This window comes from Micromonospora sp. WMMC264, assembly GCF_027497275.1.
Lineage (GTDB): Bacteria > Actinomycetota > Actinomycetes > Mycobacteriales > Micromonosporaceae > Micromonospora > Micromonospora chalcea.
In genome coordinates this window covers 2,425,825-2,447,105 of sequence record NZ_CP114907.1, presented here as the reverse complement: position 1 = coordinate 2,447,105, position 21,281 = coordinate 2,425,825, and the positions used below count along the sequence as shown (strand labels likewise).

Genomic DNA, 21,281 nt, shown 5'->3' with positions numbered 1-21,281 from the left:
GCGCGTTCCGGTTGCCTACCGTCGACGGTGATGGGCAGGCAGCAGGAGTGGCACCACACGGCCCGGCGGCGCCGGCCGCTACGCGCGGGCGTGCTGATCGCCGGTCTCGGCGTGGGCACCTGCCTGATCGGGGTGGCCGGGCTGGCGGTGTGGAACGCGCAGGTGGTGCTCCAGTCCGACGGGCCGGTCCGGGAGACCGCCGACGGGTTCTTCCGCGACGTCGCCGCCGGGGACACCGACGCGGCGTACGAGCGGCTGTGCGCCGAGGCCCGGGGCAGGTGGAGCAAGGCCGGCTTCGGCAGTTGGGTGCGTACGCCGCCGCAGGTCAGCGGCTACGAGATCGTCGACGTGTCGGTGGCGACCCGCTCCGGCAAGCCGACCGGGACGGTGATCGTGCGGATCAACCGTGACGGCGGCGGCAGCGAGGAACGTGAGTTGCCGATCGTGTCGGAGGGCGGGTCGTGGCGGGTGTGCGGGGACCCGTTCTGAGGCTCAGGCGCGGGGGCCGAGGTCCCCGGAGCGGTAGTGCCGCCGGCACAACACCTGGTAGCGCACGTCGGCGGTGTCCACGGTGTCGCCGATGACGACCTGGGCGCCCTCGCGGACCACCGCGCCCTGCACGACCCGGGCGTTGAGCAGCCCTTCCCGCCCACACCAGCACAGCACCTCGACCTGGATCCGGGCCACCTCGTCGGCAAGTTCGAACAGCCGCTGCGCGGCCGGGAACAGGCAGGAGCGGAAGTCGGTGGCCAGCCCGAAGGCGTAGACGTCGACGTCGAACCGGTCGACCAGTTCGGCCATCTGCTCGACGTGTTCGAGGTTGTAGAACGACGCCTCGTCGCAGATCAGGTAGTCCACCCGTACCCCTTCGGCCCAGGCGTCGCGGACCAGGTCGCGCAGGTCCAGGTCGTCGGTGACCTCGACGGCCTCGTGGGCCAGGCCGATGCGGGTGGTGACCTGCGGGCCCAGCGAGCGGTCGATGCGGGTGGTGACCAGGCCGCGGCGGCCCTGGCGGGCGTGGTTGTGGTTCATCTGCAACGCCATGGTGGACTTGCCGCAGTCCATCGGCCCCCAGAAGAACTTCAGGGCGGCGGCGTGCAGCGGCCGACCGTCGACGCCGCGGGCGGCGGCGCAGCCGGCGGCTCGGTCGTCGCCCGGCCCCGGCAGGGGACGGGCCAGGCAGGTCGGGGCGGCGTCGTCGGTCACGTCGGGGCAGCCTAGTCCATCGACGCCGCCGGATCCGGTCCGCGATGATCGACCCGTCAGAGCACCCGGGGCGGGGTGTTGCCGGCGGCGATGATGGCCCGGCGCATCGGCACGGCGGCGAGCAGCGCGAAGCCGACCACGAAGAAGATCAACAGCGACACCAGGCCCACCCGGTACGACGAGGTCAGCTGGAACACCAGGCCGAACGCCAGCGGGCCGAGCCAGCTGGTGCCCTTGTCGCTGATCTCGTAGAAGCCGTAGTACTCGCCTTCCTTGCCGGCCGGGATGAGCTGGCTGAACAGCGACCGGCTCAGCGCCTGGCTGCCGCCGAGGACCAGGCCGATGCAGCCGCCGAGGATCATGAACGGCACGGGCGCCTCGGCCGGCAGCCGGAACGCGGCGATGATCACACCGGTCCAGAGCACCAGCGACAGCAGCACGGTCTTCCAGGCGCCGATGCGCTTGGCGAGCGCGCCGAGGGCGAGCGCGCCGCCGAACGCGAGGAACTGCACCAGCAGGATGGTGACGATCAGCGTGCTCTGGTCCAGTCGCAGCTCCTCGGTGCCGTACTGGCTGGCCAGGGTGATGACGGTCTGGATGCCGTCGTTGAAGACCAGGAACGCGAGCAAGAAGAACAGCGTCAGCGGGTACGTCTTGAGTTCGCGCAGGGTGCGCCCGAGCTGCCGGAACCCGTCGGTGAGCACATTGCCGCCCGCCTGCAGGGCGGCGGCGGTGGGGTGCTCGCGCAGCCAGCGCAGCGGGACCAGGGTGAACGCCGCCCACCACACGCCGGCGGACACGATCGACCAGCGGGCCAGGTCCAGCGTGCGCTGGGCGTTGCCCTCCTCGCTGAGCATGGTGACGGCGACGAGGTTCAGCGCGAGCAGCAGACCGCCGCCGAGGTAGCCGATGGCCCAGCCGCGGCTGGAGATGCCGTCGCGCTCGTCCGGGCCGCCGAGTTGCGGCAGGAACGAGTTGTAGACGACCACGGCGGCGCCGAAGGAGATGTTCGCGACCAGGAACAGCGCGCCGCCGAGCAGGTAGCGCTCACCGGTGACGAACGCGAACGCGATGGTCGCGCCGGCGCCGGTGAACGCCGCCGCGGCGAGCAGCCGCTTCTTGTGCGCCGACCGGTCGGCGATCGCGCCGATCACCGGCAGCACGAACACGGTGAGGAAGACCGACAGCGAGATCAGGTACGGGTAGAACGAGCCGGCGGCGACCTTGACGCCCAGCGGGTACACCGCGCCGTCGCAGCTGTCCGCGCCCAGTTCGCAGCCGGCGGCCAGCTCGGTGACGGTGGTCAGGAACGGCCCGAGGAAGACCGTGATGACCGTGGTCTGGAACGCGGAGTTCGCCCAGTCGTAGAAGTACCAGCCGGTGCGCTCGCGGCGGGTGCTGCCCGGTCCGGCGGGGTCGGCGACGGCGGGGGTGACCGTATCGGCCATCGGGGGTCGTCCTCGGGGGGTCAGGCGGCCCAGTGGCCGCGGCTGCGGTAGACGTCGCGGAGCACGCTGACGTGATCGGTCATGATGCCATCCACACCAAGATCAAGTAAGTGGTGCATCTGGGCGGGTTCGTCGATCGTCCAGACGTGCACGTGCAACCCCATCCGGCGGCAGTACGCGAGGAACCGCCGGTCCACCACCGGCACCCGCCCGAAGGAGACCGGGACCTGCGCGGCGACCACGGACGGGGGCAGCCGCACCGGTCGCCCGTGCAGCGAGGCCAGCCGCAGCCGGGCCACGCCGCGCATGCCGAGGCTGGTGGCGACCGTCGGGCCGGCCAGCGCGCGCAGCCGCGACAGCCGGGCGTCGCTGAACGAGGCGAGCAGCACCCGGTCACCCGCGCCGGCCCGGGTGACGGTGGCGACCGTGGGCGCCACGCCGCCGTCGGACTTGACGTCGATGTTGAACCGCACCTGCGGCCAGGCGTTCAGCACGTCGTCCAGCCGGGGCACCAGGGCGGCCCCGCCGACGCGCACCGAGGTCAGGTCGGCCCAGCGCAGGTCCGCGATGCGACCGGGCTCGCCGGTGACCCGGCGCAGCGTCGGGTCGTGGAAGACCACGGGTACGCCGTCGGCGGTGGCGTGCACGTCGGTCTCCACGTACCGGTAGCCCAGGGCGACGGCACGGGCGAACGCGGCGGCGGTGTTCTCGTCGCCGTCGGCCGCGCCGCCGCGGTGGGCGAACGCCAGCGGCGCGGGCGCGTCGAGGTAGCCGTGACGGGGCTGCACGCGGGCAGTATGCCCGGCCCGGGTGGCGCGCACATGGCCGGGCGATGAAATTACCTATCGTTCCCTATCGTGACTAAGATAGGGTGCGATGAGTAGCGACATGTATTCGGTTGAGCAGGTCGCTGACCTGCTCGGGCTGCACGTGCGAACGGTGCGCGGCTACATCCGGTCCGGTCGGCTGCGGGCCACCCGGATCGGCAAGCAGTACCGGATCGCGCGCGCGGACCTGGACGCGCTGACCGGCCGGCCGGCCGTCGCGGCCACCGGACCGGCGGCGGAGGTGTCGAGCGTCCTGCGGCTCGACGGCGTCGACCGGACCGCCGCCGACCGGCTCGCGACGCTGGTGCTGGCCGGCGTGAACACCCACCACGACCCGGACCGTCCGCTGCGGGTGCAGACGGTCCACGACGAGGAGCGGCAACGCATGACCATCATGATCCTGGGCGACCTCACCGCCACCGCCGACCTGCTGCGCCTGGTCGACGGTGTGCTGGGCGGCGGCAACGACCTGCTCGGCGGCGGCCGTGACTGACCTGATGCAGGAGCGCGCCGGCGTGGCGGTGCTGGTCTGCGATCCGGACGGCCCGCCGATCGCCACCGAGCGCGACGCGCTGGACCTGATCGGCGCGGCGTTCCTCGGCGCGACTGTGGTGGCGGTGCCGGCCGAGCGGCTCGACCCCGGCTTCTTCACGCTCGGCACCCGCTTCGCGGGCGAGGTGATGCAGAAGTTCGTCAACTACCGGCTGCGCCTGGCGATTGTCGGCGACATCACCGACCACATGGAGCGCAGTGGCGCGCTGCGCGCGCTGGTGGCCGAGTCCAACCGCCACGACCAGGTGTGGTTCGTGCCCGACCTGACCGCCCTCGACGCCCGCCTGCGCGCCACCCCCTGACCCCCGTCGATCTTGCGATTGCGGCCCTCGTTCGGGGCGGTTTGCCGGGTTCAGCCGGACAGCAACTGCAAGATCAACGGGGGCGGGCGGGGGCGGTGGCTGCGTCGCGGGTTCCGGGGGGCGGGTAGGGCTGCTCGGCGAGCAGCCGGGCCAGGTGGGCGCTGTTGAGCGCCAGCGCGGCGGTGGTGCGGCCGGTCGTGTCGGGTTTGGGGCGGGCGTCGACGTAGTCGGTCTTGTGCAGCGCCTCGCCGACCCAGTAGGTGGCCCCGGCGGCCGGGCAGGTGAACCCCACCTCGTTGAGGGCCTGCTGCACCTCGGCGATGGTGTGGTGCGCGCCGTCCTCGTTGCCGACCACTGCCACCCCGCCGACTTTGCCGTAGGTACGCAGGCGGCCCTGGTCGTCGGTCTCGGACAGTTCGGCGTCCAACCGTTCCAGGACCATCTTGGTGACCGACGAGGGCTGACCGAGCCAGATCGGCGTGGCGATGATCAGGATCTGGGCGGCGAGCAGCTTGGCGCGGATGGCGGGCCAGCCGTCGCCGGCACCCTCGTCGACGGAGACCCCGAAGCGCACGTCGTGGTCGACCACGCGGACGATCTCGCCGTCGACACCCTGATCGGCCAGCGCGTCGAGCACCTCCTGACCGAGCACCTGGGAACTGGACGTCGCCGGTGAGCGCTTCAGGGTGCAGTTGAGGACGAGTGCTCGAACAGCGGTCATGGCCGGATCCTCTCCGCCTCGGGATTGCGGGACTTGATACCCGCCTCCGGGGCCGGGATGCGTCAGCCGGGGCGGTGGCGGCGGTGGGCGCGGGCGGTGTCGACCGGCCGGCCCGGGTCGACGTGGCGCGGCAGGTCCGGCTCGTCGGGGCGCAGCGGGACCAGGTCGTCGGTGATCGCGTCGATGATCCGGTCGGTGGCGTGCCGGGCCGCGCCGGGAGAGCCCGACCGCAGGTCGTCGATCGGCACCGGGGCGCCGAAGTGCACCCGGATGGCGGGCCGGCGAACGAGCGCGCGGGCCACCCCACGCAGCATCCCCTTCGGCGCGCGGTACGGCAGCACCTCGTGCGAACCCCACTGCGCCACCGGTACGACGGCGGCGCCGCTGGCGAACGCGAGCCGGGCCGTGCCGGTCTTGCCCCGCTCGGGCCACATGCCCGGGTCGAGCCCGATGCGTCCCTCCGGGTAGACGAGCACCACCGAGCCGCCGGCCACGGCCTGGGCGGCGACCTCCAGCGAGCGGTGCACGGCGGCGGTGCCGCGGTCGACGCGGATGTGCCCGGCGCGGCGCATCAGCGCCCCGATCACCGGGGTGCGGAACAGGCCGCCGGTGGCCATGATCCGTGGCGCGACGTCGCGGACCCGGCAGGCGGCGGCGAGCACGACCGGGTCGAACGGGCTGATGTGGTTGGCGGCCAGGATCAGCGGGCCGCGGCGCAGCGCGTCGGGCACGTCGCCGGTGACCTCCAGCCGGCCGACCAGCCCGACGGCGGCGCGGGCGAGCGTCTGCGCGCCCCGCCACAGCAGCGGCGCGCGCCAGAGGGTGCTGTTCATCAGTGCTGGATGGTCGCACGTGCAGGGGTGGCGGTGGGAGCCGGTGGGGGTCCTCCGGCAAGGGTGATCAGGGTCATTGGTCCCGGGCCGGGTGGGGCCCTGCGGCCCTGCTGCTTTCGCTACGACGCCGAGTAGTATCTACTACGTCTCGTAGTATGCACAGCTGGGGGTTTTCTGGTGGACGCGTTGGACGTCGCCCGCTGGCAGTTCGGTGTCACCACCGTCTACCACTTCTTGTTCGTGCCGTTGACCATCGGCCTGTCCGTGCTGGTGGCGATCCTCCAGACCATGTGGCACCGCACCGGCAACGAGCGGTACCTCAAACTCACCAAGTTCTACGGCAAGCTCTTCCTGATCAACTTTGCGATGGGTGTGGTCACCGGCATCGTGCAGGAGTTCCAGTTCGGCATGAACTGGAGTGACTACTCCCGCTTCGTCGGTGACATCTTCGGCGCGCCGCTGGCCATCGAGGCCCTTGTCGCGTTCTTCCTGGAGTCCACGTTCATCGGCCTGTGGATCTTCGGCTGGGACCGGCTGCCCAAACGCCTGCACCTGGCCGCGATCTGGGCCGCCGCGATCGGCACCAACCTGTCGGCGTACTTCATCCTCGCCGCCAACTCGTTCATGCAGAACCCGGTCGGCTTCCGGATCAACCCGGAGAGCGGCCGCGCCGAGCTGACCGACTTCGTCGCCGTGCTTACCAACAAGGTCGCCCTGGTCACCTTCCCGCACACGCTGGCCGGCTCGTTCCTGGTCGCCGGGTCGCTGATGGTCACCGTCGGCCTGTGGCACGTGATGCGCAACCGCGACAGCGCCGACACCGGCGCGTACCGCTTCGCCACCAAGCTCGGCTCCTGGGTCGTCCTGATCTCCTCGGCGCTGGTGATCCTCACCGGCGACATCCAGGGCAAGATCATGACCGAGGTGCAGCCGATGAAGATGGCCGCCGCGGAGGGCCTCTACACCACCGAGAGCCCCGCCTCGTTCTCCGTGCTCACCGTCGGCAGCCTCGACGGCAGCCGCGAGATCTTCGCTCTCAAGATCCCGTACCTGCTGTCGTTCCTCGGCACCGGCGACCCCAACGGCACCGTGCAGGGCATCAACGACCTCCAGGCCCAGTACGCCAGCCAGTACGGCCCCGGCAACTACGCCCCGATCATCCCGGTCACCTACTGGAGCTTCCGCTTCATGATCGGCTTCGGGCTGGCCGCCGCCGCGATCGCGCTGCTGGTGCTCTGGAGCCAGCGCAAGGGCCGCACCCCCACCAGCAAGTGGCTGCTGCGCGCCGGCCTGGTCATGCCCGTGCTGCCGCTGCTGGCCAACTCCTTCGGCTGGATCTTCACCGAGATGGGCCGCCAGCCGTGGATCGTCTTCGGCGAGATGCTCACCCGTGACGGCGTGTCCCGCAGCGTCTCCTTGACCGAGGTCCTCACCTCCTTCACCGCGTTCACGCTCATCTACGCCGTCCTCGCGGTGGTCGAGTTCAAGCTGCTGGTCCGCTATGCCCGCGCCGGCGTCCCGGACGTCACCCCGCAGACCGACGACGACGACACCGACGACGCCGAGCGCCCGCTGGCGTTCGCCTACTGACACCCCGGAGCCCAACCGTGGAACTGACGACCGTCTGGTTTCTCCTCGTAGCAGTGCTCTTCACCGGCTACTTCATCCTCGAAGGCTTCGACTTCGGCGTCGGGATGCTGCTGCCGGTGCTCGGCCGCGACGACCGGCAGCGCCGTGTCCTGATCAACACCATCGGCCCGGTCTGGGACGGCAACGAGGTGTGGCTGATCACCGCCGGCGGCGCCATGTTCGCCGCCTTCCCCGAGTGGTACGCCACCCTGTTCTCCGGCTTCTACCTGCCGCTGCTGCTCATCCTGCTGGCCCTGATCGCCCGCGGCGTCGCCTTCGAGTACCGCCACAAGCGGCCCGAGGCGTCCTGGAAGCGCCGCTGGGACCAGGCCATCTTCTGGGGCTCGGCGATCCCGGCCGTGCTGTGGGGCGTGGCGTTCGCCAACATCTTCCGCGGCGTGCCGCTGGACGCCGACCACGAGTACGTCGGCGGGCTGCTCGACCTGCTCAACCCGTACGCGCTGCTCGGCGGCCTGACCACGCTGGGGCTGTTCCTCACCCACGGCGCGGTGTTCCTGGCGCTCAAGACCACCGGCGACATCCGCGAGCGCGCCGGCGCCCTCGCCGTCAAGCTCGGCGTCGGCACGGCCGTGGCCGCCGTGGCGTTCCTGAGCTGGTCGCTGACCATCCGCTCCAGCGCCGCCGCCGTCGTGCTCGCCGTCGGCGCCGCCCTCGCCCTGCTCGGCGGTCTGGCCGCGGCCAAGGTACGCCGGGAGGGCTGGGCGTTCACCGGCACCGCCGTGGCGATCGCGCTGGCCGTGGCGACGCTGTTCGCGGCGCTGTTCCCGAACGTGATGCCGTCCACGCTCGACGCGGCCGGCACGCTCACCGCCACAAACGCCGCGTCCACCCCGTACACCCTGAAGATCATGACCTGGGTGGCGGTGATCTTCACGCCGATCGTGCTGGCGTACCAGGGTTGGACGTACTGGGTGTTCCGCCGCCGGATCGGGGTACAGAACATTCCGCAACACTGATCGACCTGTGGGCGCAGGGGCGCGGGGCCGGTGCGAGGGGGTCGCACCGGCCCCGCGGGGCGTTCAGCGCGCCTCGCGCAGCTCCGCCAGCCGCGCCTCGATCTCGGCCAGCTCGGCGCGCAGCTTCTCCGCCTGCTGCTCCGCCTCGGCCCGCTCGGCGGCGAGGATCTGCTCCACCGCCTCCTGCACCCCCGGCACGTCCACCAGCGCCACCATCCGCAGCGCCTCGGCCGGCTTCACCACGTACGGCCGGGCCAGCGCCTTCGTGCCCTGCTGCGCGGCCACCGTCCACTCGCCCTCGGCGTACGCCAGCGTCACCGTCAACCCCGGCGGGGTCTTCGGCTTCGCGGCCTTCACCGCCCGCTTCGCCGGCTTCGGCTCCGCCTGCGGCGCCTCGGTCTTCGGCTCCTCCCGTCGTGGCGCCGGCACCCGCGGGGTGTCCAGCACGAACTCCGGCTCCGGCGCGGCCGGCGGCTGCTCCGGTTCCGGCTTCGCCTCGGCGGCCGGACGCCGCCCGGCGCCCTTCGGCGCGACCGCCACGTCGGCGGGGGAGAACGGCAGCTCGTCGCGGCCGAACCGCACCACCACGAACTCCTCCGACGCCTCCGGGTCGGTCAGCTCCACCACCTGCCCGATCTGCCCGGCGATCTGCCCGGCCGCCTCGGTGAACACCACCCGGGGCTTGCGGCCCGCCGCGAGCGCCTCCCGGATCCCCTGAACCTCGTCAGTGGACAAACCCTGACCCGCCATCACGCCCTCTTCCGTACACCTGTTTGACGCAGCCTTGATACCAGCCGGCTGCGACACCACGATGATCAGCCCCCGAGGGCCCGCAACGCCGCGTCGGCGTGCTCGTTCATGCTCAGCTCGCTGCGCACCACGGCGAGGACCCGCCGGTCCGTGCCGATCACGAACGTCATCCGCCGCGTGCTCAGCGGCCCCAGCGGCAGCCGCCGCCGCACCCCGAACGCGTCCGCCACCGCGCCGTCGACGTCGGAGAGCAGCGGATAGTCGAACCCGTGCCGGCGGGAGAACTCCGCCTGCCGCTGCACCGGATCACGGCTGATCCCGACCCGCTGGGCGCCCACCGCGGCGAACTCCGCCGCCAGATCCCGGAAGTGACAGCTCTCCGCCGTGCAGCCCCGCGTCATCGCCGCCGGATAGAAGAACAACACCACCGGCCCGGCGGCCAGGAACTCCGACAGGCGACGCGGCGTCCCCGTCTCGTCCGGCAGCGTGAAATCCTCGACCAGGTCACCGACACCCAACGCGTTACTCATGACGCGAGGATATGTAGACATCGGCGATGCGGCTCCGTCGTACCCGGCGAGCGGCGGGGAGGCACCGCCGCACGACGCGAAGGACCGACAGTGAAGTACGTCATCATGATCCACTCCAACCCGGAGCCGTGGGGCCACCCCACCTCCGAGTATCTGGCCTCCTACCAGGAGCTGCCCGCCGAGGTACGGGACCGGCTCAACGCCGACTTCGAGCAGGTGCTGACCGAGCTGCACGCCAACGGTGAGCTCGTCGTCGGTGAGGCGCTCGCCGACCCCGCCACCGCACGGCTGTACCGGTGGAGCGACGGCGCGCCGCTGGTGACCGACGGCCCGTACTCCGAAGCCAAGGAACACCTCGCCGGGTTCTTCCTGATCGACGTGGAGGACCAGGCCCGCGCCGAGGCCGTCGCGGCGAAGTTCGCCGGGCCGGGGGAGACCGTCGAGCTGCGGCCCCTGATGTGGCCGGGCGGCTCCGATCAGTAGCGCCACAGCGCTGGCGGACGTGTGGCGCCGGGAGGCGCCGCACGTCCGCGCCGCGCTGCTGCGCCGCTACGGGCACCCCGACGCCTGCGAGGACGCCCTGCAGGACGCGGCGGAGGCGGCCGCCGCCAACTGGCCGCGCACCGGCGTCCCCGACGACCCCCGCGCCTGGCTGATCCGGGTCGCCGCGCGGCGGCTGATCGACCGGATCCGCGCCGACGCGGCCCGTACCCGCCGCGAGCGGCTCGACGCGGCCCGGCAACCCGACGCAGGCCGCGTACCGCCCGTCGACGACACGCCGGTGACCGGCGCCGACGACACGATGCGGCTGCTGTTCCTGTGCTGCCACCCGGCGCTGAGCCGCCCCTCACAGGTCGCGCTGACCCTGCGCGCGGTGGCCGGCCTGCGCGTCGAGCAGATCGCCGCCGCCTACCTGGTGCCGGCCCGGACCATGACGCAGCGGCTGAGCCGGGCCCGCGCGACGCTGCGCGAGGCGGGCGCCCGGTTCACCATGCCGCCGCCGCACGCGCTGCCCGCCCGGGTGGCCGCCGTGCTCGACGTGTGCCACCTGGTGTTCAGCGAGGGCTACACCCGCACCTCCGGCGACCAGCTCCTGGACGTCGCACTCGCCGAGGAGGCGATCCGGCTCACCCGCCAGGTCCACACCGCGCTGCCCGAGCACCACGAGGTGACCGGCGCGCTGGCGCTGATGCTGCTCACCCACGCCCGGTCGCCCGCCCGCACCGACGCCGCCGGTGACCTCGTGCCGCTGGCCGACCAGGACCGCTCCCGCTGGCGCGCCGACCTGATCGACGAGGGCGTCGCGCTGCTCGGCCGGGCCCTGCCCCACGGCCCGGTGGGCCGCTACCAGCTCCAGGCGGCCATCGCCGCCGTCCACGCCGAGGCCCCGACGTTCGACGACACCGACTGGCTGCAGATCAGCGTCCTCTACGACATGCTGAGCCGGGTCGCCCCCAGCCCGTTCGTCACACTCAACCAGGCCGTCGCCGTGGCCATGGCGCACGGCCCCGACGTCGGGCTGGCGCTGCTCGGCCCGCTGCTGACCGACCCGGCCATGCGCGGCCACCACCGGCTGCACGCCGTCCGCGCCCACCTGCTGGAGCTGCACGGCGACCCGCAGGCCGCCGCCGAGCACTACCGGCTGGCCGCCCGGCTCACCGGCAGCCTGCCCGAACAGCGCTACCTCAACCGGCGGCTGGCGCGCCTGACCAGCGACTCCTGATCGCGGTCACCGCCACACCCCGGCCACCTCGGCGGCCACCGTGTCGGCCTGGGCGAACCCGGCCCGCGCCGACGCGGCCCGCCGCGCCGGATCCAGCACGTTACGGCCGATCGCCGTGCGCGCCGCCCGGTCCGGCGACACCACCGCCACCCGCGCGCCGGCCGCCCGCAGCGCCGTCACCTGCGCCGACAGCCGCGGCATCGGTCCGACCGCCGCACGGGTCGGCGCCAGCACCACCACCCGCTCGCACCCGGCCGCCAGGTCCGCGTTCACCGGCGACCGGACGCCGCCGTCGACGAAACGCCGGTCACCGATCGTCACCGGCGGCCAGACCCCCGGCACCGCGCAACTGGCCCCGACCGCGTCCACCAGCGACGCCCCGCTGTCCGCGTCGAACACCACGAACTCGCCGGAGGCCGCGTCCACGGCGGTGACCAGCAGCCGCGCCGCCGGCCAGTCCGACGACGGCAGCCGCGCCGCGATCACCGCCCGCCGCGACTGCTCCGACGGGGTACGCGCCGACAACGCCATCGCGCCGATACGCGCCCGGGCCCGCGCCGCGTCCCGGCCCCGCCCACCGGCCCACGCCCAGCGCAACAGCACCCCCGTCCCGAGGCGCGCCGGCACCTCCTCGCGGGGCGGCCGCAGCTGCGCCTCGTACAACTGCGTCACCGGCGTACCCGAACGCACCTGCGCCCCGACCACCGACCCGGCCGACGTGCCCACCACCAGCTCCGCCTCGTCCAACCGCAGGCCGTGCCCGGCCAGCCCGGCCAGCAGACCCAGCTCCCAGGCCACCCCGGTGACCCCGCCGCCACCCAGCACCAACGCGCGCCCCATGTGACAGTCCTCTCCACCCCGGATGGTCCCGCCCACGGTAACGTCGCCCCCACCGCAAGGCAGGGGAGAATTGCATTGACCTCCGTCACCATCGTCACCGGGGGAGGACGCGGCATCGGCGCGGCCACCGCCCGGCGGCTCGCCGCCGAGGGCCACGACCTGGTCATCGGCTACCGCGCCGACCACACCGCCGCCGAATCCGTGGCCGCCGACGTGCGCGCGGCCGGCCGCCGCGCGGTCACCGTCGCCGCCGACACCACCGACCCGGACCAGGTACGCCGCATCTTCGACGCCGCCGACCGGCTCGGCCCGCTCACCGGCCTGGTCAACAACGCCGGCGTCACCAGCCCGATCGGCCCGTTCACCGACCTGCGCGTCGACGACCTGCGCGAGGTCGTCGACGTCAACCTCATCGGGTACGTGCTCTGCGCCCAGCAGGCGGCCCGGCGGCTCACCCGCGGCGGCGCCATCGTCAACGTCTCCTCCGTCGCCGCCACGCTCGGCTCACCCGGCGAGTACGTCCACTACGCCGCCGTCAAGGCCGCCACCGACACCCTCACCGTCGGGCTCGCCAAGGAACTCGCGCCGCACGGCATCCGCGTCAACGCCGTCGCCCCCGGCATCATCCGCACCACCATCCACGCCCGCTCCGGCGTGCCCGACCGCCCCGACTCCGCCGCCGGGCGGATCCCGATGGGCCGCGCCGGGGAACCCGAGGAGGTCGCCGGCGCGATCGCCCACCTGCTCGGCCCGGACGCCTCGTACACCACGGGCGCGGTCCTGCGCGTCGGCGGCGGGCTCTGACACGACGGCGGCCCGGGGTGTCCGCCCCGGGCCGCCGCCTCGCCTTCTGCGCTACTGGGTGAACAGCTTCGCCGCCGTGATCACCGTCTGCACCACCCCGTAGCCCAGCAGCACCGACACCACCAGCCACGACACCACCAGGCGGGTCCGCTGCCCGCCACCGCTGTGCTCGTTCACGATCCGCTCCTCTCCGTCGGCCCCTGCGCTGTCCCGTCCCGCCCCGACGCCGGCTCGTGGTAGCGCTCCGGCACCGGCCGCACCAGCAGGTTCGCCACCAGGCCGACGGCCAGCACGCCGACCATCGTGAACAGCGCCGGCCGGTACGCCGCCGCGGTCAACGTGCCCGGCTCGCCCTGCGCGTCGAGGAACCCGTTGACGATCAGCGGCCCGGCCACCCCGGCCGCCGACCACGCGGTCAGCAGCCGGCCGTGGATCGCGCCCACCTCGAACGTGCCGAACAGGTCCCGCAGGTACGCCGGAATGGTCGCGAACCCGCCGCCGTAGAACGACAGGATCACGGACGCCAGCAGCACGAACAACGCCGTCGAGGTCTGCCCCACCAGCGCCAGCAGCAGGTACAGCACCATGCCCACACCCAGGTACACCACGTAGATCGGCTTACGGCCGATCACATCCGACGTGGACGACCACACGAACCGGCCCGCCATGTTGAACAGCGACAGCACTCCCACGAACCCGCCGGCCGCCGCCACCGACACCGCCGAGGTCCCGTTGTCGCGGAAGAAGTCCTGGATCATCGGGCTGGCCTGCTCCAGGATGCCGATACCCGCCGTCACGTTGCAGAACAGCACCACCCACAGCAGCCAGAACGACCGCGTCTTCAGCGCGTTGGCCGCCGACACGTTCGCCGTGGTCACCAGCGGCTTCTCCGCCACCGTCGACGGGTCGAAACCGGCCGGCCGCCAGTGCGGCGCCGGCACCCGCACGTTGAACACCCCGAACATCATGATCACGAAGTAGCCGATGCCGAGCGTCACGAACAGCCACACCAGCGCCGAGCCCGACGCGGTGGAACCGCTGTCCGACGGGTCGTACCCGGCGTCGTAGAACGACAGCAGCTGCCGGGACAGGGGAGATGCCACCATCGCCCCGCCACCGAACCCCATGATCGCCAGCCCGGTCGCCAGCCCCGGCCGGTCCGGGAACCACTTGATCAACGTGGAGACGGGGGAGATGTACCCGATCCCCAGACCGATCCCGCCCAGCACCCCGTACCCCAGGTACAGCAGCCACAGCTGCCCGGTCGCGATGCCCAGCGCCCCGACCAGGAACCCCGCCGCCCAGAAACACGCCGACACGAACATGGCCTTACGCGGCCCGTTCGCCTCCACCCACGTACCGGCGACCGCGGCCGACAACCCCAGCATCACGATCGCGATGCTGAAGATCACCCCGATCGCCGTCTGACTTGTGTCGAAATGCGCGATCAGGGAGTTCTTGTACACGCTCGTCGCGTACACCTGCCCGATGCACAGATGGATCGCCAGCGCCGCCGGAGGAATCAGCCAGCGGCTGTACCCCGGCGGCGCGACGGTGTGCCGACGATCGAGTGCGGAAAGCATCGTTGCTTCCTCCGTCCAGAAGGCGAGAACAGCCCGTTCATGCCCCCACCGCACGCTGCGCCCAAACCCGCCCCGCGCCCGGCGGTCGAAACCCTGAGCCGAACGGTCACCGCGGTCCCGGCCCGTCATCACCCCACCACGGGCCGTCAGCCCTCGCCGGGGATGCGACCATGAGCAGGTGAAGATCCTGTCCATCCAGTCGTCGGTCGCCTACGGCCACGTCGGCAACTCCGCCGCCGTGTTCCCGCTGCAACGCCTCCGACACGAGGTCTGGCCGGTCCTGACCGTGCACTTCTCCAACCACACCGGCTACGGCGCCTGGCGCGGCCCCCTGCTCGCCCCCACCGACGTCGCCGACGTCATCGCCGGCATCGCCGACCGCGGGGTGCTCGGCACCGCCGACGCCGTGCTCTCCGGCTACCAGGGCGACCCCGCCGTCGGCGCGGTCATCCTCGACGCCGTCGCCCAGGTCAAAGCGGCGAACCCGGCCGCCCTCTACTGCTGCGACCCGGTCATGGGCGACGTCGGCCGCGGCATGTTCGTCCGCCCCGGCATCCCCGAGTACCTCCGCGACACCGTCGTCCCCCGCGCCGACATCGTCACCCCCAACCAGTTCGAGCTGGAGTTCCTCGCCGGCCGCACCACCGACACCCTCGACGACCTGCTCGCCGCCGTCGACACCGTCCGCGCCACCGGCCCCCGGCACGTCCTGGTCACCAGCGTCCTGCACGGCGACCTGCCCGCCGGGCACCTGGAAGTCGTCGCCGTGTCCGACGAGGGCGCCTGGGCCGTCACCACCCCGCTGCTGCCGATCGCCCCCAACGGCGGCGGCGACGTCACCGCCGCCCTCTACCTGGCGCACCTGGCCACCACCGGCTCACCACAGACCGCGCTGGAACGCACCACAAACTCGATCTACGCGGTACTCGAGGCGACCCTCGACGCCGGCACCCGGGAGCTGCAACTCGTCGCCGCCCAGGACGCCATCGCCGAGCCGCCCACCCGGTTCACCGCCCGCCGGCTGCGCTGACCGCCGCCCGGGTGCACCAGCGGCCCAGGTGCACCCGGGCGGCGACTCGCCGCTCGAACAGGTGGACGACACCACCGCCCAGCAGGCAGGATGCGGACGTGTCACCGCACCAGGGCACCGACGACCCCGCGTTCGCCCAACGGCTGCGCGACCTGACCCGGCTGCGCCGCGTCCGCGACCGCATCGACCGCGAGTACGCCAGCCCCCTCGACGTCGAAGCCCTCGCCCGCGGCGAGCACATGTCCGCCGGCCACCTCAGCCGCCAGTTCCGCCAGACCTACGGCGAGTCCCCGTACTCGTACCTCATGACCCGCCGCATCGAACGCGCGATGGCCCTGCTGCGCCGTGGTGACCTCAGCGTCACCGATGTCTGCTTCGCCGTCGGCTGTCAGTCCCTGGGCACCTTCAGCACCCGGTTCACCGAACTCGTCGGCGAACCGCCCAGCGCCTACCGCGCCCGTCACGCCCCCGACACCGCCGAGCCGCCCCCGTGCCTGACCAAACAGGCGACCCGACCGATCAGGAATCGAGAAGCCCGCACCGGCCGGCCACCGTTAGCGTGACCACCATGACGATCACCATTCACTACACGTTCCTGCCGCACACCGACGCCGACGCCGCCATCGCCTTCTACCGCGACACCCTCGGCTTCGAACTGCGCAACGACGTCGGCCAGGGCGACACCATGCGCTGGCTCACCGTCGGCCCACCGAACCAGCCCGAGACCGGCATCGTCCTGCACCCGCCGGCCGTCGACCCCGGCATCAGCGACGACGAGCGCCGCACCATCCTCGAACTCATCGCCAAGGGCAGCTACGGCGCGCTCACCCTCGCCACCGACGACCTCGACGGCCTGTTCGACCGGCTGGCGGCCAGCGGCGCCGACGTGGTCCAGGAACCCACCGAACAGCCCTACGGCGTACGCGACTGCGCGTTCCGCGACCCCACCGGCAACCTCATCCGCATCAACGAGCGGCGCTGACGGCGCCCGCGGCGGACGCTGGCTCGACCGGAACACCCGACCCGGACGGAGAGACCATGAGCGAGGCCACCACCGGCCTGCACCGCGCCGACAGCCACGACGTCATCCGCGTCCTCGGCGCCCGCGAGAACAACCTGCGCGACGTCCACGTCGAACTGCCCAAACGCCGCCTCACGGTGTTCACCGGCGTGTCCGGCTCCGGCAAGAGCTCACTGGTCTTCGGCACCATCGCCGCCGAGTCCCAGCGCCTGATCAACGAGACCTACAGCGCCTTCGTCCAGGGTTTCATGCCCACCCTGTCCCGGCCCGAGGTCGACGTCCTGGAGGGCCTCACCACCGCCATCATCGTCGACCAGGAACGCATGGGCGCGGACCCACGCTCCACCGTCGGTACCGCCACCGACGTCAACGCGATGCTGCGCATCCTGTTCAGCCGCCTCGGCGACCCCCACATCGGCCCGCCCAACGCCTACTCGTTCAACGTCCCTTCCGTACGCGCCGCCGGCGCGATCACCGTCGAGCGGGGCCCCGGCAAGACCCAGACCAGGAAGGGCACCTTCAACCGCCTCGGCGGCATGTGCCCCCGCTGCGAGGGCCGCGGCGCGGTCACCGACTTCGACCTGACCGTCCTCTACGACGAGAAGTTGTCCCTCAACGAGGGCGCCATCACCATCCCCGGCTACAGCATGGACGGCTGGTACGGCCGCATCTTCCGCTCCAGCGGCCTGTTCGACCCGGACAAGCCGATCCGCGACTACACCAAGCGGGAACTGAGCGACCTGCTCCACAAGGAACCCACCAAGATCAAGGTCGACGGCATCAACGTCACCTACACCGGCCTGATCCCCGCCATCAGCAAGTCGATGCTCGCCAAGGACGTCGACGCCATGCAGCCGCACATCCGCGCCTTCGTCGAACGCGCCATCACGTTCACCACCTGCCCCGACTGCGACGGCACCCGCCTGGCCCCCGAAGCCCGCTCCTCGAAGATCAACGGCGTCAGCATCGCCGACGTCTGCGCCATGCAGATCAGCGACCTCGCCACCTGGGTACGCGACCTGCGTGAACCCTCCGTCGCCCCGCTGCTCAAGGCGCTGGGGGACACCCTCGACTCGTTCGTCGAGATCGGCCTGGGCTACCTCAGCCTCGACCGGCCCGCCGGCACCCTCTCCGGCGGCGAGGCCCAGCGCACCAAGATGATCCGCCACCTCGGCTCGTCCCTCACCGACGTCACCTACGTCTTCGACGAACCCACCATCGGGCTGCACCCGCACGACATCGCCCGCATGAACAACCTCCTGCTGCAACTGCGCGACAAGGGCAACACCGTCCTCGTCGTCGAACACAAACCCGAAACCATCGCCATCGCCGACCACGTCGTCGACCTCGGCCCCGGCGCCGGCACCGCCGGCGGCACCATCTGCTACGAGGGCACCGTCGCCGGCCTGCGCGCCAGCGGCACCACCACCGGCCGCCACCTCGACGACCGCGCAACCCTCAAGGACAAGCCGCGTACGCCCACCGGCGCGCTGCCGATCCGCGGCGCCCGCACCCACAACCTGCGCGACGTCGACGTGGACATCCCCCTCGGTGTCCTGGTCGTGGTCACCGGCGTCGCCGGCTCCGGCAAGAGCAGCCTCATCCACGGCTCACTGGCCAGACGCGACGACGTCGTCAGCGTCGACCAGACCGCCATCCGCGGCTCCCGCCGCAGCAACCCGGCCACCTACACCGGCCTGCTCGACCCCATCCGCAAGGCGTTCGCCAAGGCCAACGGCGTCAAACCCGCCCTGTTCAGCGCCAACTCCGAAGGCGCCTGCCCGACCTGCAACGGCGCCGGCGTCATCTACACCGACCTCGGCATGATGGCCGGCGTCGCCAGCACCTGCGAGGACTGCGAAGGCAAACGGTTCCAGCCCGCCGTGCTCGACTACCACCTCGGCGGCCGCGACATCAGCCAGGTCCTCGCCATGTCCGTCGACGAGGCCGAGATCTTCTTCAGCGACGGTGAGGCCCGCACCCCGGCCGCCCACACCATCCTCGACCGGCTCGCCGACGTCGGCCTCGGCTACCTCACGCTCGGCCAGCCGCTGACCACGCTGTCCGGCGGGGAACGCCAGCGCCTCAAGCTCGCCACCCGGATGGGGGACAAGGGCGGCGTGTACGTCCTGGACGAACCCACCACCGGCCTGCACCTGGCCGACGTCGCCCAGCTGCTCGGCCTGCTCGACCGGCTCGTCGACGCGGGCAAGTCCGTCATCGTGATCGAGCACCACCAGGCGGTCATGGCGCACGCCGACTGGATCATCGACCTCGGCCCGGGCGCCGGTCACGACGGCGGCCGGATCGTCTTCGAGGGCACCCCGGCGGATCTGGTGGCCGCCCGGTCCACGCTCACCGGCGAACACCTCGCCGACTACGTCGGCGCCTGACCGGCGCGCCCGCTGAGACCCCCGGCCGCGCCGCGGACCTCAGCGGGACAGACCGGCCATCCGGGCCGGCGGCGCCGTGCCGGGCTCCACCAGGCCGCACTGGTACGCGGCCACCACCGCGTGCGTCCGATCCCGCAGCCCCAGCTTCGTCAGCACCCGGCTGACGTGCGTCTTGACAGTCGCGTCGCCCAGCACCAGATGCTCGGCGATCTCCCGGTTCGACATCCCGTACGCCATCAGCACCAGCACCTCCCGTTCCCGCGGGGTGAGCCGGCGCATCTGCACCGGGGTGGGCAGTCCCGGGTCGGGCCGGGCGGCGAGGTCGTCGAGCAGCCGCCGGGCCACCGCCGGATCCAGCCACGCCTCGCCGTCGGCCACCGCCCGGATCGCCGACACCAGCTCGGCGGGCGCGGCGTCCTTGAGCACGAAACCGGACGCGCCCGCCCGCAACGCGGCGTGCACCGCCTCGTCCACGTGGTACGTGGTCAGCATGATGATCCGTACCGGCTGCTGCGGGTCGTCGATGAGCTGCTCGTCGGCCATCAGCCTGGTCGCGGCCAACCCGTCGGTGCCGGGCATCCGCACGTCCATCAGCACCACGTCCGGGCGCAGCCGCCGACTGACCTCCACGGCCTGCGCCCCGTCGTCGGCCTCGGCGACGACCTCGATGTCGGGTTCGTTGGTGAGCAGCATCGCGAGTCCCGCCCGTACGAGCGGCTGGTCGTCGGCGAGCAGCACCCGGATCATGAAGGCTCCCGTCGTCGGCGGCCGGGACAGTGGCCCCACCACATGATCATCGACGCCGGCGGCGGCGGCCACCCTGATGTCGCACAGCGGACACGCCGTTCACCCGACAGCCGGCGCCCCGCCGTCACCGGAGGCCGCCACGAGGTCGCCGTGCTGCGCGACCGGCAGCGTCGCGCTCACCCGGAACCCGCCCTCGGCACGCGGCCCGGCGACCAGACGACCGCCGACACGCTCCAGCCGCTCGGCGAGGCTGGCCAGCCCGTTACCGGTCGACAGCCCCGCCGCCGCGCCCGCCTCGCGGCCCGAGCCGTCGTCGTCGACCCGCAGCAACAGCACCCGCTCCTGCCACCCGAAATGAACAGTCGCGCAGGCCCGCCGGCCGACGTGCTTGAGCGTGTTCGTCAGGCTCTCCTGCACCGTCCGGTACGCCGCCAGCTCGATACTCGGATCCAGCGGCCGAGGGCTGCCGGACACCGACATCGTCACCGTCAGCCCCGCGCACCGCATCGACGTCAGCAGCACCTCGATGTCGTCCAGCCGCGGCTGCGGACCCGGCTCACCGTCGCCCACCGGCCCCGACTCAGCCCGCATGACCGCCAGCAGCCGCCGCAACTCCGCCATCGCCTGCTGCCCGGCCTGCTGAATGTGCAGCAGCGCCTCCCGGGTCCGCTCCGGATCGGACGCGCTGATCCGCGCCGCGCCGGCGGCCTGCAACACCATCACCGTCACCGAGTGGGACACCACGTCGTGCAGCTCCGCGGCGATCCGGCGACGCTCCAACGCCACCGCCTCCGCCCGCGCCACCCGCCGCTCCCGCTCCAACTGGGCCACCCGCCGCCGGTGCCGCCGCACCACCGACCCGGCCGCCCACGCAGCCGCGTAGATGAGCGCGAACATCAACGCGGTCACCACGAACTCCCCGGCCCGCGCGCCCGCACTCGGCTCCACCCGGAACGAGTCGAACGCGCTGAGCAGGCTCCGCGCGCACGCCGCCGCGTACGCCGCCGCCGACACCACCAGCGGCCGCAACGCCGCCACCGTGTACAACGCCACGATCAGGCCCACCCACGGCCGGTAGTCGTGCAGCAGGAACCACATCGCCACGCCGTGCGCGCACTCGAACGCGAACACCGCCACCGGCGCGCGGGCCCGCCACCACAGGGCGCCGACCGACAACACCGCGGCGAGCACCTGCAGCCACTGCCGGGCCGGGCCGACCGGCTCGCTCTGGATCACCACGGACGACGCCGTGAACAGGTCGAGCAGGCCCAGCACCGGCAACAGCAGAAGATCGTGACGCCACCACCTCGCCGCCCGCGCCGGGGCGGACGGCGCCACCGCACCGGTCACCGACGTCATCGGCGG

24 protein-coding genes are annotated in these 21,281 nt (G+C 72.4%); 12 read left to right on the top strand and 12 right to left on the bottom strand.

What is annotated here, in order from left to right:
• Positions 1 to 30 precede the first annotated feature (30 nt).
• Positions 31 to 489, top strand: a complete 459-nt coding sequence (locus O7542_RS10320) for a hypothetical protein (protein ID WP_064445967.1) — start codon at positions 31 to 33, stop codon at positions 487 to 489.
• 3 nt (positions 490 to 492) lie between these two features.
• Here the strand turns inward: O7542_RS10320 and O7542_RS10315 are convergent, their stop codons facing one another.
• The 3 genes from O7542_RS10315 to O7542_RS10305 form a co-directional block, all read right to left on the bottom strand.
• On the bottom strand, positions 493 to 1,167 hold the full coding sequence (locus O7542_RS10315; RefSeq protein WP_205798587.1) for a thymidine kinase: 675 nt from the start codon (positions 1,165 to 1,167) through the stop codon (positions 493 to 495).
• A 95-nt stretch (positions 1,168 to 1,262) separates the two neighbouring features.
• On the bottom strand, positions 1,263 to 2,654 hold the full coding sequence (locus O7542_RS10310) for an MFS transporter (protein ID WP_043324045.1): 1,392 nt from the start codon (positions 2,652 to 2,654) through the stop codon (positions 1,263 to 1,265).
• Positions 2,655 to 2,674: 20 nt separating this feature from the next.
• On the bottom strand, positions 2,675 to 3,442 hold the full coding sequence (locus O7542_RS10305; RefSeq protein WP_069089656.1) for a glycerophosphodiester phosphodiesterase: 768 nt from the start codon (positions 3,440 to 3,442) through the stop codon (positions 2,675 to 2,677).
• Between the two features lie 88 nt (positions 3,443 to 3,530).
• Between O7542_RS10305 and O7542_RS10300 the strand changes: the two genes are divergently transcribed.
• Both O7542_RS10300 and O7542_RS10295 read left to right on the top strand, forming a co-directional pair.
• Positions 3,531 to 3,974, top strand: a complete 444-nt coding sequence (locus tag O7542_RS10300; RefSeq protein ID WP_233607745.1) for a helix-turn-helix domain-containing protein — start codon at positions 3,531 to 3,533, stop codon at positions 3,972 to 3,974.
• Positions 3,967 to 4,335 (top strand): DUF4180 domain-containing protein, encoded by a 369-nt coding sequence (locus O7542_RS10295; protein ID WP_281606098.1) that lies wholly within the window; start codon positions 3,967 to 3,969, stop codon positions 4,333 to 4,335. The genes O7542_RS10300 and O7542_RS10295 overlap by 8 nt, the downstream gene beginning before the upstream one ends.
• A 73-nt stretch (positions 4,336 to 4,408) precedes the next feature.
• On the opposite strand, the gene O7542_RS10290 is transcribed toward O7542_RS10295, so the two are convergent.
• A complete protein-coding gene (locus O7542_RS10290) occupies positions 4,409 to 5,056 on the bottom strand; it encodes an NAD(P)H-dependent oxidoreductase (protein WP_064445966.1) in 648 nt (215 codons plus the stop codon).
• Between the two features lie 62 nt (positions 5,057 to 5,118).
• Entirely contained in the window at positions 5,119 to 5,889 is a 771-nt protein-coding gene (locus O7542_RS10285; RefSeq protein WP_064445965.1) for a lysophospholipid acyltransferase family protein, read from the bottom strand.
• Between the two features lie 177 nt (positions 5,890 to 6,066).
• On the opposite strand from O7542_RS10285, the gene O7542_RS10280 reads away from it, so the two are divergent.
• Together O7542_RS10280 and cydB are read left to right on the top strand one after the other, a co-directional pair.
• Positions 6,067 to 7,479: a cytochrome ubiquinol oxidase subunit I gene (locus O7542_RS10280; RefSeq protein ID WP_043324038.1), complete on the top strand. Its 1,413-nt coding sequence runs from the start codon at positions 6,067 to 6,069 to the stop codon at positions 7,477 to 7,479.
• A 17-nt stretch (positions 7,480 to 7,496) separates the two neighbouring features.
• Positions 7,497 to 8,495 carry a cytochrome d ubiquinol oxidase subunit II gene (gene cydB / locus O7542_RS10275; protein ID WP_069089654.1) on the top strand — a complete coding sequence of 333 codons (999 nt, stop codon included), beginning with the start codon at positions 7,497 to 7,499 and terminating at the stop codon, positions 8,493 to 8,495.
• Between the two features lie 63 nt (positions 8,496 to 8,558).
• On the opposite strand, the gene O7542_RS10270 is transcribed toward cydB, so the two are convergent.
• Positions 8,559 to 9,245 carry a hypothetical protein gene (locus O7542_RS10270; protein ID WP_064446491.1) on the bottom strand — a complete coding sequence of 229 codons (687 nt, stop codon included), beginning with the start codon at positions 9,243 to 9,245 and terminating at the stop codon, positions 8,559 to 8,561.
• A 65-nt stretch (positions 9,246 to 9,310) separates the two neighbouring features.
• Complete coding sequence (locus tag O7542_RS10265; protein WP_281606097.1) at positions 9,311 to 9,775, bottom strand: peroxiredoxin; 465 nt, start codon at positions 9,773 to 9,775, stop codon at positions 9,311 to 9,313.
• A gap of 90 nt (positions 9,776 to 9,865) precedes the next feature.
• Here O7542_RS10265 and O7542_RS10260 point away from each other — a divergent pair, with 90 nt between their 5' ends.
• Positions 9,866 to 10,258: a YciI family protein gene (locus O7542_RS10260; RefSeq protein WP_043324033.1), complete on the top strand. Its 393-nt coding sequence runs from the start codon at positions 9,866 to 9,868 to the stop codon at positions 10,256 to 10,258.
• Between the two features lie 19 nt (positions 10,259 to 10,277).
• Positions 10,278 to 11,498, top strand: a complete 1,221-nt coding sequence (locus O7542_RS10255) for a sigma-70 family RNA polymerase sigma factor (protein ID WP_281606096.1) — start codon at positions 10,278 to 10,280, stop codon at positions 11,496 to 11,498.
• Between the two features lie 6 nt (positions 11,499 to 11,504).
• Here O7542_RS10255 and O7542_RS10250 read toward each other — a convergent pair whose 3' ends face one another.
• Positions 11,505 to 12,338 carry a patatin-like phospholipase family protein gene (locus O7542_RS10250; RefSeq protein WP_069089649.1) on the bottom strand — a complete coding sequence of 278 codons (834 nt, stop codon included), beginning with the start codon at positions 12,336 to 12,338 and terminating at the stop codon, positions 11,505 to 11,507.
• A 75-nt stretch (positions 12,339 to 12,413) separates the two neighbouring features.
• Here O7542_RS10250 and O7542_RS10245 point away from each other — a divergent pair, with 75 nt between their 5' ends.
• The gene (locus tag O7542_RS10245) at positions 12,414 to 13,142 is read left to right on the top strand and encodes an SDR family oxidoreductase (protein WP_069089648.1); all 729 of its coding nucleotides are present in this window, start codon (positions 12,414 to 12,416) and stop codon (positions 13,140 to 13,142) included.
• Between the two features lie 51 nt (positions 13,143 to 13,193).
• On the opposite strand, the gene O7542_RS10240 is transcribed toward O7542_RS10245, so the two are convergent.
• Together O7542_RS10240 and O7542_RS10235 are read right to left on the bottom strand one after the other, a co-directional pair.
• A complete protein-coding gene (locus O7542_RS10240; RefSeq protein ID WP_255361250.1) occupies positions 13,194 to 13,319 on the bottom strand; it encodes a hypothetical protein in 126 nt (41 codons plus the stop codon).
• The gene (locus tag O7542_RS10235) at positions 13,316 to 14,725 is read right to left on the bottom strand and encodes an OFA family MFS transporter (RefSeq protein WP_064445960.1); all 1,410 of its coding nucleotides are present in this window, start codon (positions 14,723 to 14,725) and stop codon (positions 13,316 to 13,318) included. Before O7542_RS10235 ends, O7542_RS10240 begins: the two co-directional genes overlap by 4 nt.
• 178 nt (positions 14,726 to 14,903) lie before the next feature.
• Between O7542_RS10235 and pdxY the strand changes: the two genes are divergently transcribed.
• The 4 genes from pdxY to O7542_RS10215 all read left to right on the top strand — a co-directional run bounded on the left by pdxY (position 14,904) and on the right by O7542_RS10215 (position 19,169).
• Positions 14,904 to 15,755: a pyridoxal kinase PdxY gene (gene pdxY / locus O7542_RS10230; RefSeq protein ID WP_043324020.1), complete on the top strand. Its 852-nt coding sequence runs from the start codon at positions 14,904 to 14,906 to the stop codon at positions 15,753 to 15,755.
• 98 nt (positions 15,756 to 15,853) lie between these two features.
• A complete protein-coding gene (locus tag O7542_RS10225) occupies positions 15,854 to 16,318 on the top strand; it encodes a helix-turn-helix transcriptional regulator (protein WP_043324018.1) in 465 nt (154 codons plus the stop codon).
• 5 nt (positions 16,319 to 16,323) lie between these two features.
• Positions 16,324 to 16,737, top strand: coding sequence for a VOC family protein (locus tag O7542_RS10220; RefSeq protein ID WP_043330132.1), 414 nt, complete (start codon positions 16,324 to 16,326; stop codon positions 16,735 to 16,737).
• Between the two features lie 56 nt (positions 16,738 to 16,793).
• On the top strand, positions 16,794 to 19,169 hold the full coding sequence (locus O7542_RS10215) for an excinuclease ABC subunit UvrA (protein WP_064445959.1): 2,376 nt from the start codon (positions 16,794 to 16,796) through the stop codon (positions 19,167 to 19,169).
• A gap of 39 nt (positions 19,170 to 19,208) precedes the next feature.
• On the opposite strand, the gene O7542_RS10210 is transcribed toward O7542_RS10215, so the two are convergent.
• Entirely contained in the window at positions 19,209 to 19,916 is a 708-nt protein-coding gene (locus tag O7542_RS10210) for a response regulator transcription factor (protein ID WP_043324014.1), read from the bottom strand.
• A 99-nt stretch (positions 19,917 to 20,015) separates the two neighbouring features.
• Positions 20,016 to 21,275, bottom strand: coding sequence for a histidine kinase (locus tag O7542_RS10205; protein ID WP_281606095.1), 1,260 nt, complete (start codon positions 21,273 to 21,275; stop codon positions 20,016 to 20,018).
• Between the last annotated feature and the right edge of the window lie 6 nt (positions 21,276 to 21,281).

Excerpts from the sequence above, each read along its gene's own strand:
- O7542_RS10320 (WP_064445967.1), top strand. The coding sequence starts at position 31 with ATGGGCAGGCAGCAGGAGTGGCACCACACGGCCCGGCGGCGCCGGCCG.
- O7542_RS10310 (WP_043324045.1), bottom strand. The coding sequence starts at position 2,654 with ATGGCCGATACGGTCACCCCCGCCGTCGCCGACCCCGCCGGACCGGGC.
- O7542_RS10300 (WP_233607745.1), top strand. The coding sequence starts at position 3,531 with ATGAGTAGCGACATGTATTCGGTTGAGCAGGTCGCTGACCTGCTCGGG.
- O7542_RS10290 (WP_064445966.1), bottom strand. The coding sequence starts at position 5,056 with ATGACCGCTGTTCGAGCACTCGTCCTCAACTGCACCCTGAAGCGCTCA.
- O7542_RS10285 (WP_064445965.1), bottom strand. The coding sequence starts at position 5,889 with ATGAACAGCACCCTCTGGCGCGCGCCGCTGCTGTGGCGGGGCGCGCAG.
- O7542_RS10270 (WP_064446491.1), bottom strand. The coding sequence starts at position 9,245 with ATGGCGGGTCAGGGTTTGTCCACTGACGAGGTTCAGGGGATCCGGGAG.
- O7542_RS10265 (WP_281606097.1), bottom strand. The coding sequence starts at position 9,775 with ATGAGTAACGCGTTGGGTGTCGGTGACCTGGTCGAGGATTTCACGCTG.
- O7542_RS10250 (WP_069089649.1), bottom strand. The coding sequence starts at position 12,338 with ATGGGGCGCGCGTTGGTGCTGGGTGGCGGCGGGGTCACCGGGGTGGCC.
- O7542_RS10235 (WP_064445960.1), bottom strand. The coding sequence starts at position 14,725 with ATGCTTTCCGCACTCGATCGTCGGCACACCGTCGCGCCGCCGGGGTAC.
- O7542_RS10220 (WP_043330132.1), top strand. The coding sequence starts at position 16,324 with ATGACGATCACCATTCACTACACGTTCCTGCCGCACACCGACGCCGAC.
- O7542_RS10215 (WP_064445959.1), top strand. The coding sequence starts at position 16,794 with ATGAGCGAGGCCACCACCGGCCTGCACCGCGCCGACAGCCACGACGTC.
- O7542_RS10210 (WP_043324014.1), bottom strand. The coding sequence starts at position 19,916 with ATGATCCGGGTGCTGCTCGCCGACGACCAGCCGCTCGTACGGGCGGGA.
- O7542_RS10205 (WP_281606095.1), bottom strand. The coding sequence starts at position 21,275 with ATGACGTCGGTGACCGGTGCGGTGGCGCCGTCCGCCCCGGCGCGGGCG.